The following is a 15,829-nucleotide window of genomic DNA, read 5'->3' on the forward strand; positions in this document are numbered from 1 at the left end:
TGTTTTCATGAATACATGGAAAAAGGAAATCCCCCTATGCACGGAGACATCTGGCACATTCCCTTTTCTTCACTTCCACTACTACACTCTGGGTGCTTTTGCATTGATTTCAGCCAGTACTTTTGTGTTCAGGTAATGATAGACGCCGTTTTCATCACAGGTAAACTCTGTCACTTCATCCACCAACGCCTTAATATGTGGGGCTGCATTTTGCATCGCCACCGCATGCGTCACATACTCAAACATTTTGACATCGTTGTCACTGTCTCCAATGGCCAATGTCTCACAACCGGTTAAACCAAAGCGCTCCAGCATCTGTTCGATTCCTGATGCTTTGTTGACATCAGCGACCATCACTTCAGCATTATGCGGAGATGAGGGGGTCATCGTAAACTTCATATCTTTTTGCAGCTGCTTCAGTTCGATTTTCCAATCATTTATTTCCTCGCGGGTTCTTGCAAAAAAGTAAAATTTGGAGAAATGGCTTCCGGTTATTTCATCTGTCCATTCAATTTCTTCTTCAATCGCTTTTTGGCGGGAGATCCATTCGTTGATCTGAACGGAATCCGGCTTTGGTTCCCGAACTGCTGATTCGACAAATGCTTTGTCCTGTTCGAGCACCAGGCGATTGCTGCCGTGCGGGAACAATTCGTAATAGATTTTTCGTTCACGCGCTTTTGTGATGATGGTTTCCACCAACTCCATTGGCAGCGCATGCTCAAAGACGACTTCTTCTCCAATATATCCCGCCATGCCGTTCGCCGTGATGATGCCATCCACCGCAAATCCTTCCGGAAGCATTTCTGCCACTTCATCTGCGGATCTGCCTGTCGCCACAAAAACATATATGCCTTCGTTTCGCAATTTGTCTATAACTTCTTTTGTATCCAGGCTCACTTCGTTAAAATGATTTAAAATAGTGCCATCCATATCCAAAAAGATGGCTTTCGGGTTGATTGCCACTGTATGACCTCCTGATAGTTAAATACAATTGATTCAGCCTCAGTATACGCCATGCTTTTTTCAAACTCAATGAATGCCCATTCCCGCTGGGATTAATATCTATTGCACAAGAGATGGAAATGTTAGAATAAAGGATACAGAAGTTTTCAGATTTTTATTTCCGGTGCCAGGAACCGTTTATCCAATAAAGAATAAATCATTTATGCAAGCACGTCAGACCGGCATTAAGCCAGGCGGCAGATGGAGGTTGAAATGAAACAGATCTTGACCATTCAAAAAGTATTGAATAATAATGTCGTCATTGCCAACCACGATGACTATAAAGAAGTCGTCCTAATCGGCAACGGGCTGGGTTTTAATCGAAAAAAAGGCGACACGGTCCCTTTTGATGAAGCAGATAAAACATTTTTGCTGAAAGACGAAAAGGAAATGGAGCAATACGTCAATCTGCTTCCTTATATCGAAGAAAAACTGATTGCTTTCATCCATGAACTGCTGCTTTTCATCGAAGAAAAAATGGGTAAGGAATTGAACGAACACATTCACGTAGCACTGACTGACCATATCGCCTTTGCCATTAACCGGGCAAAAAAAGACATTCAATTCTCCAATCCTTTTCTGTTCGAAATTGAATCTTTGTATCCCAAAGAATACCTGGTAGCCAAAGACGTGGTGAAAAAAGTCGAAGAGCGGACCGGTGTTTCATTTCCTGAAGGGGAAATCGGTTTTATCGCCTTGCATATCCACAGCGCCGTCACAGACAAGTCCCTGCGCGACATCAACCGGTACCATGCCTTGCTTTCAAAAATGGTGAAAATTATTGAAGACAGTTTGGACATCCAACTGGAAAAAGACAATATCGACTACCACCGCCTTATCCAGCACCTTCACCGGGCCATTGACCGCGCCGATAAAGGAGCTCCATTGGGAGAAGAAAATAAATTAGCTGCCATGTTGAAAAGCGAATATCCCGTGTGCTATAATCTTGCTTGGAAGCTCATTAAAGTTATGCAAAACCAATTGAATAAGCCCGTAGATGAAGCTGAAGTCATGTATTTGACGATTCACCTGCAGCGCTTGACACATAAATTCTGACCATACGTGTTACTGATTCGATCAGGCATGAGTATGAAAAGATGAAAAGTTACTCAACAGGACAACTCTGTCCTTTTATTGACTTTTCCCTTTTCTGCTCATGCCTTTTATTATGTGTTCAATTGGCCATTTTTTATATTCGCACCATCGAGGAGGAAACTACATGTCATTCAATTTGTTCGGCACGCTGCAAAAAGTCGGTAAAGCACTCATGCTGCCAGTTGCACTCTTGCCCGCTGCCGGTATCCTGCTGGCTTTCGGTACAAGCTTTGCACAAGACTCATTTTTGGAAGCGGTTCCGTTTATGGGAGCTGGCTGGATTCAGCAATTATTATTCATTATGGCGGAAGCCGGCGGTGTTATTTTCGATAACCTGCCCTTGCTGTTCGCAGTAGGTGTCGCGATCGGCCTGGCCGGTGGTGATGGAGTAGCAGGACTTGCTGCCATCATCGGTTACCTGATTATGAACGTCACCATGAAAGCCTTTGGCGGAATCACTATGGAAATGACCACTGATCCCGCATATGCCAATGTCTTGGGCATTCCTACATTGCAAACCGGAGTCTTCGGCGGGATTATCGTCGGTGTTCTGGCAGCGTTTATGTACAATAAGTTCTTCAATATCCAATTGCCACAGTTTTTAGGATTCTTTGCAGGCAAACGCTTTGTTCCGATTATTACTGCGTTCTCTGCTGTTTTTCTTGGAATCGTTATGTTCCTGGTTTGGCCATTCGCTCAAACCGGTTTGAACGCATTGTCCCACTTTATGCTGGAAACAAACCGTACGCTTGCAGCATTCGTTTTCGGAACCATTGAACGTTCATTGATTCCTTTTGGTTTGCACCATATTTTCTACTCACCATTCTGGTTTGAATTTGGCCAATATACAAATGCTGCAGGTGAAATCATCCGCGGCGATCAGCGCATCTTCTTTGCCCAATTGCAAGACGGCGTTGACTTTACAGCTGGTACCTTCATGACCGGTAAATTCCCGTTCATGATGTTCGGCCTTCCGGCTGCGGCACTTGCTATCTATCATTGTGCACGCCCTGAGAAAAAGAAAATTGTCGGCGGCATCATGCTTTCAGGTGCTTTGACATCATTCCTTACAGGGATCACAGAGCCACTTGAGTTCTCATTCTTGTTTGTTGCACCTGTTCTGTTCGGTATTCACGCAGTTTTCGCGGGTCTGTCGTTCATGACGATGCACTTGTTAAACGTTAAAATCGGTATGACATTCTCCGGTGGACTGATCGACTTCCTGCTCTTCGGGGTCATGCCTGGCAGAACTGAATGGTTCTGGGTCATCGTCGTCGGTCTTGTGTTCTCGGTCATCTACTACTTCGGTTTCCGTTTTGCCATCAAGAAATTCAATTTGATGACGCCTGGACGTGAAGAAGATGAAGAAGGCGATGAAGAAACAGGAGAAGTTGGCGAATTGCCATACGAAATCCTTGCCGCTATGGGCGGACAAGAAAACATCACCCATTTGGATGCATGTATCACGCGTCTCCGTGTCAGCGTAGCAGACAAAGGCAATGTTGATAAAAACAGATTGAAAAAACTTGGTGCATCCGGTGTTATGGAAGTCGGCAATAACATCCAGGCTATTTTCGGACCTGTCTCCGACAGCTTGCGTGGCCAAATGCAAGACATCATCAGCGGCAAAAAGCCTCGTGCAGCAACAAAAACAGCCGCTCCTGCTGAAACAGCAGCGGCTACAGAAACACCTTTAGAATTCAATAGCCCGATTACCGGTGAACTCCTGCCGATTTCAGAAGTACCTGATCAGGTATTCTCAGGCAAGATGGTTGGAGATGGGTTTGCCATCAAACCGGCAGAAGGAAAAGTCTTTTCTCCGGTAAACGGCACAGTCGTTACGGTCTTCCCTACCAAACATGCCATTGGCATCGCGGCAGACAACGGCACAGAAATTCTGATCCACATCGGTATCGATACAGTCAATTTGAAAGGTGAAGGTTTCACTTCACATATTGAACAAGGCGATATTGTTGAACAGGGACAGCTTCTGATGGAAATGGACTTGGATTACATCGCTAAAAACGCGTCGTCCATCATTACGCCAGTTGTCTTCACGAACCTTGAAGAAGGCCAATCGATCAAGCTTAAAAAGTCCGGCTCAATAGCAGCTAAAGATATGGACATCATGGAAATTGTACATGGGGAGCCTGTCGTTTAATTTAGAAAGACCCTTTAAAAGCCCGGCTGTATTCGAAAAAATTCCGTATGCAGCCGGGCTTTACTTTATAAATGATTAAATGGAGGAGCTGTAACAGATGAAACTCTTGACCTTGAACTGCCATGCCTGGCACGAAGAAAATCAACTTGAAAAAATACGGTATTTGGCAGATACCATCAAAGAAAAAGCCTATGACGTCATCGCGCTTCAGGAAGTCAATCAATCGATTGATGCCGAACTGCTTTACGGAGATATCAAAAAGGATAATTACGGCATCAAACTGCTGGAGGAACTTGAAAAAATTGGTGTCCACGATTATTCATTTGTTTGGAGTTTTTCGCATCTGGTTTATGGCATCTATGAAGAAGGCGTCGCGATATTGACGAAATACCCAATCAGTAAAGAGGAATCCTTTTTCGTCAGCTTAAGCACAGACAGCACTTATTGGAAAACGCGCAAAATCATCGGTGCCCAAATCGACTTTTGCGGGCTTCCAATGTCCTTCTATTCCTGCCATATGGGCTGGTGGACAGACGAAGAAGAACCTTTCAAACAGCAGGCAGACAGGCTTTTGCAGCAGATGGAAACTGATTCACCTGTTTTTCTGATGGGTGACTTCAACAACAGCGCTGCGCTGCGGGGAGAGGGCTATGATTACTTGATCAGCCACGGCCTTTACGATACGTATGAGTTGGCCGATCAGAAAGATCAGGGAACTACTGTTGAAGGGAAAATTACTGGATGGAATGACAATAAGCAAGACCTGCGCATCGACTTGATTTTAATGAGTAAACCCTTCCCGGTGCTGTCGTCCAAAGTCATTTTCAACAACCGGAATAAGTCCATCCTCTCCGACCATTTCGGCGTAGAAGTTGAAGTGCGTATTCCTGAAGAATCAGAATCATCCCAGTCAATTTAAAACTGACCCCTAAGTTTTGTTCAGAATTGGCACTTTCAACTGGTTCAGTCCTCTGCTAATCTTATCTGAAAAAGAAAAGATAGGAAGGTAACCAATAATGCAGAAAACAACCAGCTATTCACCCGCAGCCAATTCCCGTACTTTTGATTTGATTTTAAGCTCTATGGCCATTGCACTTGTCTTTGTCGCTACTTTGTTATTGAACATCCGCCTGCCGATTGCAGCAAATGGCGGGCTTGTCCATCTCGGGACCGCCATGCTTTTCGTCATTGCCATCTTGTTTGGCCCTAAAAAAGGAATGATTGCCGGTGCGATCGGCATGGGGCTGTTCGATTTGGTTTCCGGCTGGACTTTGTGGGCACCGATCACCTTCTTAGCGCGCGGCCTGCAGGGTTACCTGGTCGGAAAGATTGCGTGGTCCGGGGGCAGAAAAGGCGGCAGCACAGGTTTCAATATTTTAGCCGCTGTCGTTTCAATCCCTTTAATGGTAGCTATTTACTACCTCGGTGAAGCCATCATTTTCAGCAGCTGGATTATTCCGGCCGCTTCGATCCCCGGAAATCTTGTCCAAAATACAGTTGGACTGATCATCGCGATCCCAGTAGCCGTCGCTTTAAAGAAAACTCCGTTTTTTAAATAAGCTTTTATGCGAAGCTATTCAAAAAAGAGCGTGTCTGAAATTCAGACACGCTCTTTTTTTCAGTTCTTTACTTTCGATACGGTCAGGCCGTCACCTATTGGAATCAATAAGGATTCGAGCTGAGGATGGTTTGCCACGACTTGGTTGAATGCCCTCATCACTTCGGTATGACGGCTCGTTTCAGCTGCGTCATCTGCCACCGTCCCTCTTGCCAATACGTTGTCCGCTACGATTAATGCACCAGGCTCCGCCAGCTTCAGGCAGCCATTCAAGTAATTTTCGTAGTTCACTTTGTCTGCATCGATAAAGAAGAAATCAAACTTGCGGTTTTCTGCCGCCAGTTTGTTGAGGCTCTCTAAAGCCGCTCCAGTCATGTACGAGACCTGTTCACCAAACCCGGCTTTCGTTAAATTGCTTTGGGCAAGTTCAGCATACTGTTCCTCAAGCTCCAGGGAAGTCAACCGCCCTTCAGGACTGTTGAATCCACGCGCCAGGCAAATGCCGCTACCCGCCAAGCGCCCCAATCTCCAATACGTTTTTGGCGCCTGCGACCGAAACCAGCATCGTCAGCAGTTTTCCGGATGACGGTGATACGGAAATCGATGGCATGCCTTTTTCTTCAATAGAAGAGATGACCCCTTCCAATACTGAATCTTGTTCAGTGAAAACAGTCTCAATGTATTGATTGATTTTTTTCATGCTCAGAAACTCCTTTTTTGTTAATTTACTTTTTTAACCATGTATAAATTGAATTGTAGCCCTTTGCATTCGCAACTGTCCAAAAAAAGCCCCTTGCATCAGATTTGATGCAAGGGGCTTTGGGTATTATCATATTTCGATTGGGCTTTTTTCGTCCAATTGAAGTGCTTTCGCAGTTGAAGTATGGATTTCCTGAAGAAGATCCGGGTTTTCAGACAAGGACATGCCATACGACGGAACCATTTCTTTAATCTTCGGTTCCCATTCGCCAACATGATCCGGGAAACATCTTTGGAAGATTTCCAGCATCGCATGTACAGCTGTGGATGCACCTGGAGAAGCTCCCAGCAATGCAGCAATCGAGCCATCGGCAGCCGTTACAATTTCTGTACCGAACTGCAAAGTGCCTTTGCCTTTATCCGTGTCCTTGATTACTTGAACACGTTGGCCTGCTACGACTACATCCCAGTCTTCAAGTTTGGCAGTCGGAATGAATTCACGCAATTCTTCTACGCGTTTCTCATTTGACAGCATGACTTGCTGAACAAGGTATTTCGTCAATGACAATTCTTTTGCTCCTGCAGCCAGCATCGTGAAGACGTTGTTCGGTTTTACAGATCCGATCAAGTCCATATTCGATCCTGTTTTCAGGAATTTTGGAGAGAATCCTGCAAATGGCCCGAACAGCAAAGATTTCTTGTTGTCGATAAAACGTGTATCCAAATGTGGTACGGACATTGGTGGAGCTCCGACTTTCGCTTTTCCGTATACTTTTGCATGATGCTGCTCAACGATTTCAGGGTCGTTGCAGACCAGGAACAGTCCGCTGACCGGGAATCCGCCGATATGCTTGGATTCTGGAATGCCTGTTTTCTGAAGTAATGGCAAGCTTCCGCCACCGCCGCCAATAAAGACAAAATCAGCGTTATGGTATTCAATTTTATCGTTTACCAAGTCCTGAACTTTTACTTCCCATGTGCCATCGCCACTGCGTTTAATGTCTTTGACTGCATGTTTGTAATTGATTTCGACTTGCTCTTCTTTCAAGTGGTCGAACAGCATCTCCGTTAATGCGCCAAAGTTGACGTCAGTCCCAGAGTCGATTTTTGTAGCAGCAATCGCTTCACCAGAAGGACGGCCTTCCATGATTAATGGAATCCATTCTTTCAATTTTGCAGGGTCAGCTGAATATTCCATGCCTTTGAACAAAGGGCTGGCCGACAATGCTTCAAATCGTTTATTCAAAAAACGAACGTTATCTTCTCCTTGAACCATACTCATGTGAGGGATCGACATGATGAAGTCCTGTGGATTGCTGATGCGTTTGTTGTTTACAAGGAAAGACCAAAATTGTCTCGAAAGTTGGAACTGCTCGTTGATGTTGATGGCTTTTTTGATGTCGATCGAGCCATCAGCCTGTTCCGGTGTATAGTTAAGCTCACAAAGTGCAGCATGTCCTGTTCCTGCGTTATTCCATTCGTTGGAACTTTCAGACCCTGCTTTTTCAAGCTTTTCAAATACTTTGATGTTCCAGTCTGGTGCCAATTCTTTAAGCATAGACCCTAAAGTCGCGCTCATGACGCCAGCACCGATTAAGATGATGTTTCTTTTTTTCTGTAGGTTGTCCATTATAACCTTCCTTATCCCGTATATTTGCAAATAGGTGCAGCTTGCTCCTGATCAAATAATACAAAAAGCCAGGCACAACCAAAAAACACACCTTTTCTGCTTCAATTATATAATTATATCATATTTCCGGATTATACCCATTTGATTTTGCCTGTTTATTATACCTCAAGTGATACGGCTACAAAAGAAAGATGCCTGTTTTAAGAGGAATTGAGCCTGAAAAGCCCAAATGCAGTCATTCTCCAGAATGTCAGCATTTGGGCGCTCTTTTATAAAGCGGCTATTGTATCTTTTCAGCACATTATAAAATCTATTTTGTTATGGAAATCCAGCTTTTATTGTCACCTATTGTCAGCCTTGTAATGTCTTATACTGACGCACCACTTCTTTGGTTATATCGCTGTCTTCCGACAGGCCACTGATTGTTTTCAGGACACCTTCTGGACCCGTTTCACGGATCATCTCTTGTATCTTCATTGCCTCTTCATCCTCTGGATGGTCGAACAATAGCGCAGCTGCAATTGCCTTGGCTAAATGCGTGTAAGGCAAGCCTGCTTTTTGCGCCTGCGTTGCCGGACGGATCAGGCGGTCTTCAGGACCCAGCTTCCGGATAGGTGCACGTCCCACTCGGGTGACGCCGTCGTTGAGATAGGCATTTTTAAAACGCTCAATGTTTTTATTGATGTAAGCGAGATGCCCTTCTTCATCAAGGCCGTATTCCTTCACCAAGTACGCTCCGGTTTCTTTCAGCGTTTCTCTTACCTGCGTGACGATTTCCTCATCAGCCAAGGTTTCGTCGATCGTCGATTTTCCTGCCAGATAACCAAGATATGCAATGACGGCATGTCCTGTATTCACGGTAAACAACTTCCGTTCGATGAACGGTGCAAGGTCTGCCACCATTTTCATGCCCGTTACCTGTGGAATGTCTTCTGCCGTTTCCACGACCCATTCGTAATACGGTTCAACCAAAACGTCCAATGAACTTTGATCCTGTATCGGCACAATGCGGTCAACCGCTGAGTTGAAGAAATAGACTTTCCCTTCCAACTGGTTCTTCGTCTCTTCATCGAGATTATCCAGTATATGCTGTTTCAGGATATCCGTTGCACCAATTTGATTTTCACAAGCGATAACGTAGAGTTTGTCATCTGTTGCCGCCACACGTTTAGCCAAACCGCGGGCGATCAGCGGTGCGATTCTCGGCAGGATATTCGGGCCGATCGCTGTGGTCAAATACGTAGCCTGTTGGATCGCTTCAATGACGTCATCTTCATGCGTCATGTTATTGATGCCTGAAACGTTTCCGATGCTGATCGTTTCTTCCTGTGATTGAGCAAGCTTCACCTGGTAGCCTTTTTCTTCATTGAGCTTGTTGATGACTTGTTCAGCCACATCCACGAAGGTCACATGATAGCCTGATTCGGAAAATAAAGCCCCAATAAACCCTCTGCCAATGTTTCCTGCTCCAAAATGGACGGTTTGTCTCATCTAATCATCCCTTTATCAAATTATTTTGTAGATAATCCAAGAAAATGTGCTCGAGCTTCTGCCGAATTGCCTTTTCATTGGAAGATGAAAAAATCATCCTCGATTCATCACTTTCAATGAGGCTGGTGCTGATCAAACTGAGTACTTCCTGCTCTTTGGCCGTCAGCTTTTCAGGAGCCAGCATGAGCAGCAGGTTCTTCATCTGCATGTCTTCTCCATCCATCCCTTTAACGGTAAGGGGCGAGTCCAAATGGATCACTTGAAAGAGCAGCTCTTGAACCGAATCCTCCCGGCAATGGAAAAGCGCCATATGGGTATTTGGAATGCCCAATCCGCCTTTCTTCTCCCGCTCTTTCAGTTCCAGCATGGCCGCGGCTATATCCGTTAGCAATCCAGCCCCTTCGGCCATTTCAACCACTTCCTGCAACACTTCCCAATGGTCTTTTGCCAACGGTTTGTGGATGACTTTAAAATTGGCGAGGATCGCTTCCATGCTGCTTTGCACTTCTTTTATTTCCTGCAGCATAGTTTGTATAGTAGGCTGGTTGCTAGCGGCTTGTGCTTCGGGCAAATCTTTAGGATTCAAATAATGCTTGTTGCTGGTTAGCTTTTCCACGTTATTCTGCAAATAGCTTTCAATATAGCCGATATCCCTGTCACTCAGCAAAGGGCTGACCATAATATAATCGACTTCGGCAACAGGCAGCCTGATTGTCGAGATCACCAGGTCATAATTTTGAAAATGCGTTTTTTGGAAATCATTGAGCGATAGCACTTCCACTGAATTGATTTCAGGGAGCTCTTTTTGGATCCGGCTTGCGAGCATTTTAGAAGTCCCGATGCCGGTCGGACAAATAACGACTGCATTAATTCGAACCTGCTCCTCGTTCATCAGTAAAGCCGAACCGAAATGCAGGACAATAAAGGCCGTCTCATCTGCGGAAAACGCCAAGTCCTTGAATTCATTTTCCAACCCTTGCTTGACCGCCATAAACAATACCGGATATTTCCGTCTGATTTCGTCCGTCAAAGGATTGAACGATTCAAGGTGCTGCTTTAAACGGAAAATGGAAGGACCCATATGCGCCAGAAGCCCTTGATACAAGGAGAAATCATTCACCAAGTCAACATGCAGCTGCTCTGAAACATCGCGGATCAAGTTTTTGATCAGACGCCCAAGCAACACGCTGTCATAGTAAGCCAAGTCAGCTGCTTGGACTTTCGAGCCCTTTAAAATCACCGTTAAAAAATGGACATCGGCTTTGCTCAACTGGGCCGACAAACGCTCTTTCAATTCATTGCAAACCTCTTCCATCAATTGGTACTCATTGCCGTAATCATTTCCGATTCCATCTTCCGGATCCAACAGAAATCCGGCTTGTGTCCTTTGAAGAGCCAGGCAACTGTAAACGACCAGTCCCATATAATCGCTATCCGCCAACCGGTTTTGTTCTTTATTGATTTTTCGATTCACCAGTTCATCGACAGCAGCCAGGTAGTCCGGCGAAAAATAACCAAGGATTTTCTCTTCCTGCTTTTTCCCTTGTTGGAGAAAATACAGGCATTCGACCATTTCTTCATAAAAATAAGCGAGAACATAATTGCTTATGGCATGGCGTTTGTTGGCTTCCGTGCCATCTACTTCCACTCCGACGCCTCTCGTTATCGACACTTCAATAAAGAACTTCTGCAACCATGCGGTTAAATCCTCCAAATGAGCCGTTAAAGTGGCCGTACTGATTCCCAATTGGCCGGCCAGCACCTGTTTTTTAAAAAAGGGGCCTTCCTCCATTAAAATGATCAGCAATTTCAGCTTTCTCTCTTCGGGGGCTTCATCTGCTGGGCTGACGCTGATCAAATTTTGTATCAGCCGGTAGACCTGTTCGTTTTTCCCTGCAATAAAAAGACCTTCTTCTGCCGTACGCTGGACGGTTAAATCAAAATCCTTCAGCATTTTTCCGATTGATTTTAAATCCCGTTGGATGGTCCGGGCACTGACGGTCAAATAGGAAGACAGCGATTGTACGGTATGCTGACCCGAGGTCCTGACAATCAATTCGATAATGGACTTTTCCCTAAATGTGATAAACATTCATCTCACTCATTTCACTTTAGAATGCCTTCTGCCGGACCCGGAAATGTAAATAGAACAAAAAGGCAGGAATCCCCGCCTTTCCATTGTCGCTATTTAATTGCTGTTGATGATGGCGATTAACTCTTTGGCTGATTTAGCATTCACCAATTGGTCCACGTTATCCTGTTCAGCGCAAATGACGGCGATTCCTGAAAGGATTTCCAAATGCGTACCGTCTTTTCCGGCGATGCCGAAAATCATTTTTGCACTTTCTCCATTAAAGTCTACTCCATTTGGCACCTGAACAACAGTAAAGCCTGATTTAAGAACAGATTTCTTGGCTTCTTCCGTGCCATGCGGAATGGCGACGTTATTGCCCATGTATGTTGTCGTGATTTCTTCTCGTTTCATCATTTCATCTACATAGGACTCTTCGACATATCCGCCTCTGACCAATGCTTGGCCTGCAAATCGGATCGCCTCTTCTTTCGTCCGGAACTTCTGCCCCAAATAGACGTTTTCCTCCAACAACAGCTGGTCGTCTTCCGCTGCATGTGGAACCACCGCTCCGCTTTCTTCAACCAGCTCGGGTTGCTCTTCCGTTCCACCGTTTTGCAGACGATCAATCAATGCATCGTACTCAGGACTCGACAGGAAATTATCAACAGAAATGTGGTAAGCATCCGGCACCTTGCTTTCGGCACGCGGCGTCAATTTTTCCTGCGTAATGACGATTTGAGAATCTGTTGGAATCGTACTGATGGCCGTATTGGTCACTGTTACGCCCAATCCCGCTTCTTTTACCTTTTTGCGCAAAAGCGAAGCACCCATGGCACTCGACCCCATCCCAGCATCGCAGGCAAAGACAATTTTTTGCACATTTTCCGGAAAAACACCGTTGCCAGCAGTTGCGGGCGACGTTATTTCCCGGGAAATAGAACTCTTTTTGCCTTTCATTTGTTCCATTTTCTTCGTTGCTTCTTCCATGTCTTCATCTGTCTGTTTGCTTGATTTCAAGACGACTGCTGAAATGAGGAATGAGACGGTTGTTGCCACAATGACGGCAGCAAAGTTTGCTACATACGCCATTCCTTCAGGCGGTGTCACCGCTGCAATAGCCAAAATGCTTCCTGGGGAAGCTGGTGCGACCAGTCCGCCGCCCATTAAGACAAGCGTAAACACTCCGCTCATTCCGCCGAAAATGACAGCCAGCAATAACATTGGCTTCATCAATACATACGGGAAATAGATTTCATGAATTCCTCCGAAGAAATGAATGATAGCCGCTCCGGGAGCGGATTGTTTCGCGATGCCTTTGCCGAATAACATAAATCCAAGCAGTACTCCAAGACCTGGCCCCGGATTTGCTTCAAGCAAGAACAGGATTGATTTCCCTGTTTGTTGAACCTGTTCGAGTCCGATAGGCGTTAACACCCCATGGTTGATGGCGTTATTCAAGAACAAAATTTTCGCCGGTTCGATCAATATGCTGGTCAGCGGCAAGAGTCCAGCCGCCAACAACCAGTCCACCCCTGAAACAAGAACTGAGGTAAACGCACTTACAGCCGGCCCTACACCAGAAAATGCAAGAAGGGCAAGTGCCCCACCCAAAATACCGGCAGAAAAGTTATTGACCAGCATTTCAAAACCGGTCCGGACTTTTCCTTCGATCAATTGGTCAAACTTTTTGATGACATAAGCTCCTAGAGGCCCCATAATCATGGCACCCAGGAACATCGGTGTATCAGGAGCTCCGACAATGACACCCATCGTTGCAATCGTCCCGACTACTCCACCCCGCTGGCCATGAATGAGTCTGCCACCTGTATACCCGATCAACAGCGGCAACATGTAGTTGACCATTGGCCCTACTAATGAGCCGAATTTTTCATTCGGGAAAAATCCGGTTGGAATAAACAACGCCGTGATCAATCCCCAAGCAATAAACGCGCCGATATTCGGTAAAACCATGGAGCTCAAGAAGTTGCCGAACTTTTGTACCCGAACTTTCATTTGTGAATCGTTCATGTGATCCTCTCCTTTTAAGTTTTTAGGTAATTACTCTAAACGGATAAGCGCGACTGCCGTTGCAACTCATTTAATTAAGACGGTCGCTTTCTAATTTTCACTTCTATGATGTTCCTTTATCATAGCCCCCAAATGGAAGCGCATTCAACAACAAGGAAAGTCAACTTTGTCGGGCTTGTCGTGACAAGCTTGTTGTTTTACAGGAAAAGACCGTCCTTTCGCCTGAAGAATGACGATAGGACAGTCTTTTTCCGTGGTTTTTTGCACCGATGCAAAGGCTTACTCACTCTTTTTAGGAAGCGTGACGACAAAAGCAGTTTTATCGAATGCACTTGTTGCGTGGATTTGGCCGCCGTGCAGATCCAAGATGCTTTTTACGATAGCTAAGCCTAATCCTGAACCGCCTGTATACTGAGAGCGTGATTTTTCAACCCGATAGAATCGTTCAAACAAATAGGGCAAATCGCTGCTTGGAATGGGTTGGCCGTAATTCGCAATTTCAATTTGGATGAGCTTTTCTGATTCGGTTGCTGACAGATCGATATACTTTCCTTGTTTGCCGTAGCGGATGGCGTTTTGAATCAAATTCTCAAATACCCTGGCCAATTTTATTCCTTCTCCCATAACAAAGGGATTTTCCGTGAATGCACCGTGCTGCCGAAGTTCCATACCCGCTTCGTTCAGCTGGAATTGAAACTGGACGGCCAATTGGTTCAGCATTTCTTCCAAATTGATCGGTACTCGATTGACCAGTGCCTCTTTCTTCTGCACCAAGGTATATTCAAATAAATCATTGAGCAATTGATTGAGCTCATGGGATTTCTGATGGATGATCTGAATGTAATACCTAAGCTCCACTTCACTTTTATACCGGTCTTCGTTGATCAAGTCCAAATAGCCGACAATGGACGTTAATGGTGAGCGGAGATCATGGGCCACATTGGTGATTAAGTCGTTTTTTACTTCAGCTGCCTCTTTTTGCTCGGTTTTCGCTTGGTCCAATTGCAGAAGGAGCTGATTTACTTTTGCGGCTAATTCTCCTATCAATCCATCGTCTTCCATTGTCATTTCCTGAACAAAACGTCCGTCTGCGATGCTTTCCATTTCGCCCATCAATTTCTTCATCATGCTTTCTGTATAGTTCTGCCGTTCGTAAAGATAAAAAAGGGATAAAAACAAAGTAAAGGGCACAATACACAAGATGATGAAAGGCATTAAACCAAAGGTGGCGCTTAATTCAATGAACTTTGCGACACGGGAAGATTGAGTTTCCAGAAAAAACAGGGCATAAAGCAGGACTTGGGCTGTTCCTGCTGTCAACAAGAGCACCAGGACAACATACAACAGCAATTTCCAAACAGGAATAAATTTAATGACTTTTTTCAATTTTATAGCCTACTCCCCAAACAGTTTGAATCAGCGCATCTCCGGGACTGGCTGTCTGCATCTTATCCCGAAGATTCTTAATGTGCACCATGACTGTTTTATTTGAACCCATACTGTCTTCCTGCCACAATTGCTTGAAGATTTCCTCCGAACTGAAGACAGTGCCTTGATTTTTAGCCAGCAAATAAAGGATATCGAATTCACTGGAAGTCAATTTAATTTCTTTGTCATGGATACTGACCTGATGGCCTTTTTTGTCGATGATCCAGGAACCGATCTGAAGGCTTCCATGTTCTCTGTCGGACGGAATGTAGTTTGCGCGCCGAAGCAAACCTTTTACCCGCGCATTCAATTCCAACGGATTAAACGGCTTCGTCATATAGTCATCCGCGCCTGTCATGAGGCCCGTGATTTTGTCCATGTCCTGCACTTTGGCGCTCAGCATGAGAATCGGCACCTGGCTGCCGCTCCGCACTTGCCGGCAAAATTCCATGCCATCCATGCGAGGCATCATAATATCCAAAACGATCAAGTCGACAGGGACACGATCGATGACTGCCAACGCCTCTACTCCGTCCTGCGCCTGAAGAACAGAATATCCTTCGTTTTTCAGATAGATCTCTGCCAGCCTCGCAATATCACGGTCATCGTCCACAATTAAAACAGTTTGGCCCACCTTCGTTCCCCTCCTCTATAAAATCCGGC

At 45.2% G+C, this 15,829-nt stretch carries 11 protein-coding genes and 1 pseudogene; 4 read left to right on the top strand and 8 right to left on the bottom strand.

Annotation, left to right across the window (positions count from 1 at the left end; translation table 11 throughout):
• Positions 1–81: 81 nt before the first annotated feature.
• The gene (locus tag IRE19_RS10500) at positions 82–963 is read right to left on the bottom strand and encodes a Cof-type HAD-IIB family hydrolase (protein WP_203340348.1); all 882 of its coding nucleotides are present in this window, start codon (positions 961–963) and stop codon (positions 82–84) included.
• 252 nt (positions 964–1,215) lie between these two features.
• Between IRE19_RS10500 and glcT the strand changes: the two genes are divergently transcribed.
• The 4 genes from glcT (at position 1,216) to IRE19_RS10520 (ending at position 5,817) form a co-directional block, all read left to right on the top strand.
• Positions 1,216–2,058: a glucose PTS transporter transcription antiterminator GlcT gene (gene glcT, locus IRE19_RS10505; RefSeq protein WP_203340349.1), complete on the top strand. Its 843-nt coding sequence runs from the start codon at positions 1,216–1,218 to the stop codon at positions 2,056–2,058.
• A gap of 163 nt (positions 2,059–2,221) precedes the next feature.
• Complete coding sequence (ptsG, locus tag IRE19_RS10510) at positions 2,222–4,258, top strand: glucose-specific PTS transporter subunit IIBC (RefSeq protein ID WP_203340350.1); 2,037 nt, start codon at positions 2,222–2,224, stop codon at positions 4,256–4,258.
• Between the two features lie 97 nt (positions 4,259–4,355).
• The gene (locus IRE19_RS10515) at positions 4,356–5,177 is read left to right on the top strand and encodes an endonuclease/exonuclease/phosphatase family protein (protein WP_203340351.1); all 822 of its coding nucleotides are present in this window, start codon (positions 4,356–4,358) and stop codon (positions 5,175–5,177) included.
• A 97-nt stretch (positions 5,178–5,274) separates the two neighbouring features.
• Positions 5,275–5,817, top strand: coding sequence for an ECF transporter S component (locus tag IRE19_RS10520; RefSeq protein ID WP_203340352.1), 543 nt, complete (start codon positions 5,275–5,277; stop codon positions 5,815–5,817).
• 59 nt (positions 5,818–5,876) lie between these two features.
• Here the strand turns inward: IRE19_RS10520 and IRE19_RS10525 are convergent.
• The 7 genes and pseudogenes from IRE19_RS10525 to IRE19_RS10555 form a co-directional block, all read right to left on the bottom strand.
• A pseudogene (locus tag IRE19_RS10525) lies at positions 5,877–6,516 on the bottom strand (O-methyltransferase).
• Positions 6,517–6,645: 129 nt separating this feature from the next.
• Positions 6,646–8,145 (bottom strand): malate:quinone oxidoreductase, encoded by a 1,500-nt coding sequence (locus IRE19_RS10530; protein WP_203340353.1) that lies wholly within the window; start codon positions 8,143–8,145, stop codon positions 6,646–6,648.
• A gap of 351 nt (positions 8,146–8,496) precedes the next feature.
• Entirely contained in the window at positions 8,497–9,636 is a 1,140-nt protein-coding gene (locus IRE19_RS10535; RefSeq protein WP_203340354.1) for a mannitol-1-phosphate 5-dehydrogenase, read from the bottom strand.
• Positions 9,637–9,640: 4 nt separating this feature from the next.
• On the bottom strand, positions 9,641–11,728 hold the full coding sequence (locus IRE19_RS10540) for a BglG family transcription antiterminator (RefSeq protein WP_203340355.1): 2,088 nt from the start codon (positions 11,726–11,728) through the stop codon (positions 9,641–9,643).
• Positions 11,729–11,824: 96 nt separating this feature from the next.
• Positions 11,825–13,738 carry a PTS mannitol transporter subunit IICBA gene (locus tag IRE19_RS10545; RefSeq protein ID WP_203340356.1) on the bottom strand — a complete coding sequence of 638 codons (1,914 nt, stop codon included), beginning with the start codon at positions 13,736–13,738 and terminating at the stop codon, positions 11,825–11,827.
• A 279-nt stretch (positions 13,739–14,017) separates the two neighbouring features.
• Complete coding sequence (locus IRE19_RS10550) at positions 14,018–15,124, bottom strand: sensor histidine kinase (protein WP_238943166.1); 1,107 nt, start codon at positions 15,122–15,124, stop codon at positions 14,018–14,020.
• On the bottom strand, positions 15,108–15,800 hold the full coding sequence (locus IRE19_RS10555; RefSeq protein ID WP_203340357.1) for a response regulator: 693 nt from the start codon (positions 15,798–15,800) through the stop codon (positions 15,108–15,110). The genes IRE19_RS10550 and IRE19_RS10555 overlap by 17 nt, the downstream gene beginning before the upstream one ends.
• Positions 15,801–15,829 lie beyond the last annotated feature (29 nt).

The sequence above is a fragment of the Planococcus beijingensis genome, from assembly GCF_016820615.1.
Classification (GTDB): domain Bacteria; phylum Bacillota; class Bacilli; order Bacillales_A; family Planococcaceae; genus Planococcus; species Planococcus notacanthi.

Excerpts from the sequence above, each read along its gene's own strand:
- IRE19_RS10520 (WP_203340352.1), top strand. The coding sequence starts at position 5,275 with ATGCAGAAAACAACCAGCTATTCACCCGCAGCCAATTCCCGTACTTTT.
- glcT (WP_203340349.1), top strand. The coding sequence starts at position 1,216 with ATGAAACAGATCTTGACCATTCAAAAAGTATTGAATAATAATGTCGTC.
- IRE19_RS10515 (WP_203340351.1), top strand. The coding sequence starts at position 4,356 with ATGAAACTCTTGACCTTGAACTGCCATGCCTGGCACGAAGAAAATCAA.
- IRE19_RS10530 (WP_203340353.1), bottom strand. The coding sequence starts at position 8,145 with ATGGACAACCTACAGAAAAAAAGAAACATCATCTTAATCGGTGCTGGC.
- ptsG (WP_203340350.1), top strand. The coding sequence starts at position 2,222 with ATGTCATTCAATTTGTTCGGCACGCTGCAAAAAGTCGGTAAAGCACTC.
- IRE19_RS10545 (WP_203340356.1), bottom strand. The coding sequence starts at position 13,738 with ATGAACGATTCACAAATGAAAGTTCGGGTACAAAAGTTCGGCAACTTC.
- IRE19_RS10540 (WP_203340355.1), bottom strand. The coding sequence starts at position 11,728 with ATGTTTATCACATTTAGGGAAAAGTCCATTATCGAATTGATTGTCAGG.
- IRE19_RS10535 (WP_203340354.1), bottom strand. The coding sequence starts at position 9,636 with ATGAGACAAACCGTCCATTTTGGAGCAGGAAACATTGGCAGAGGGTTT.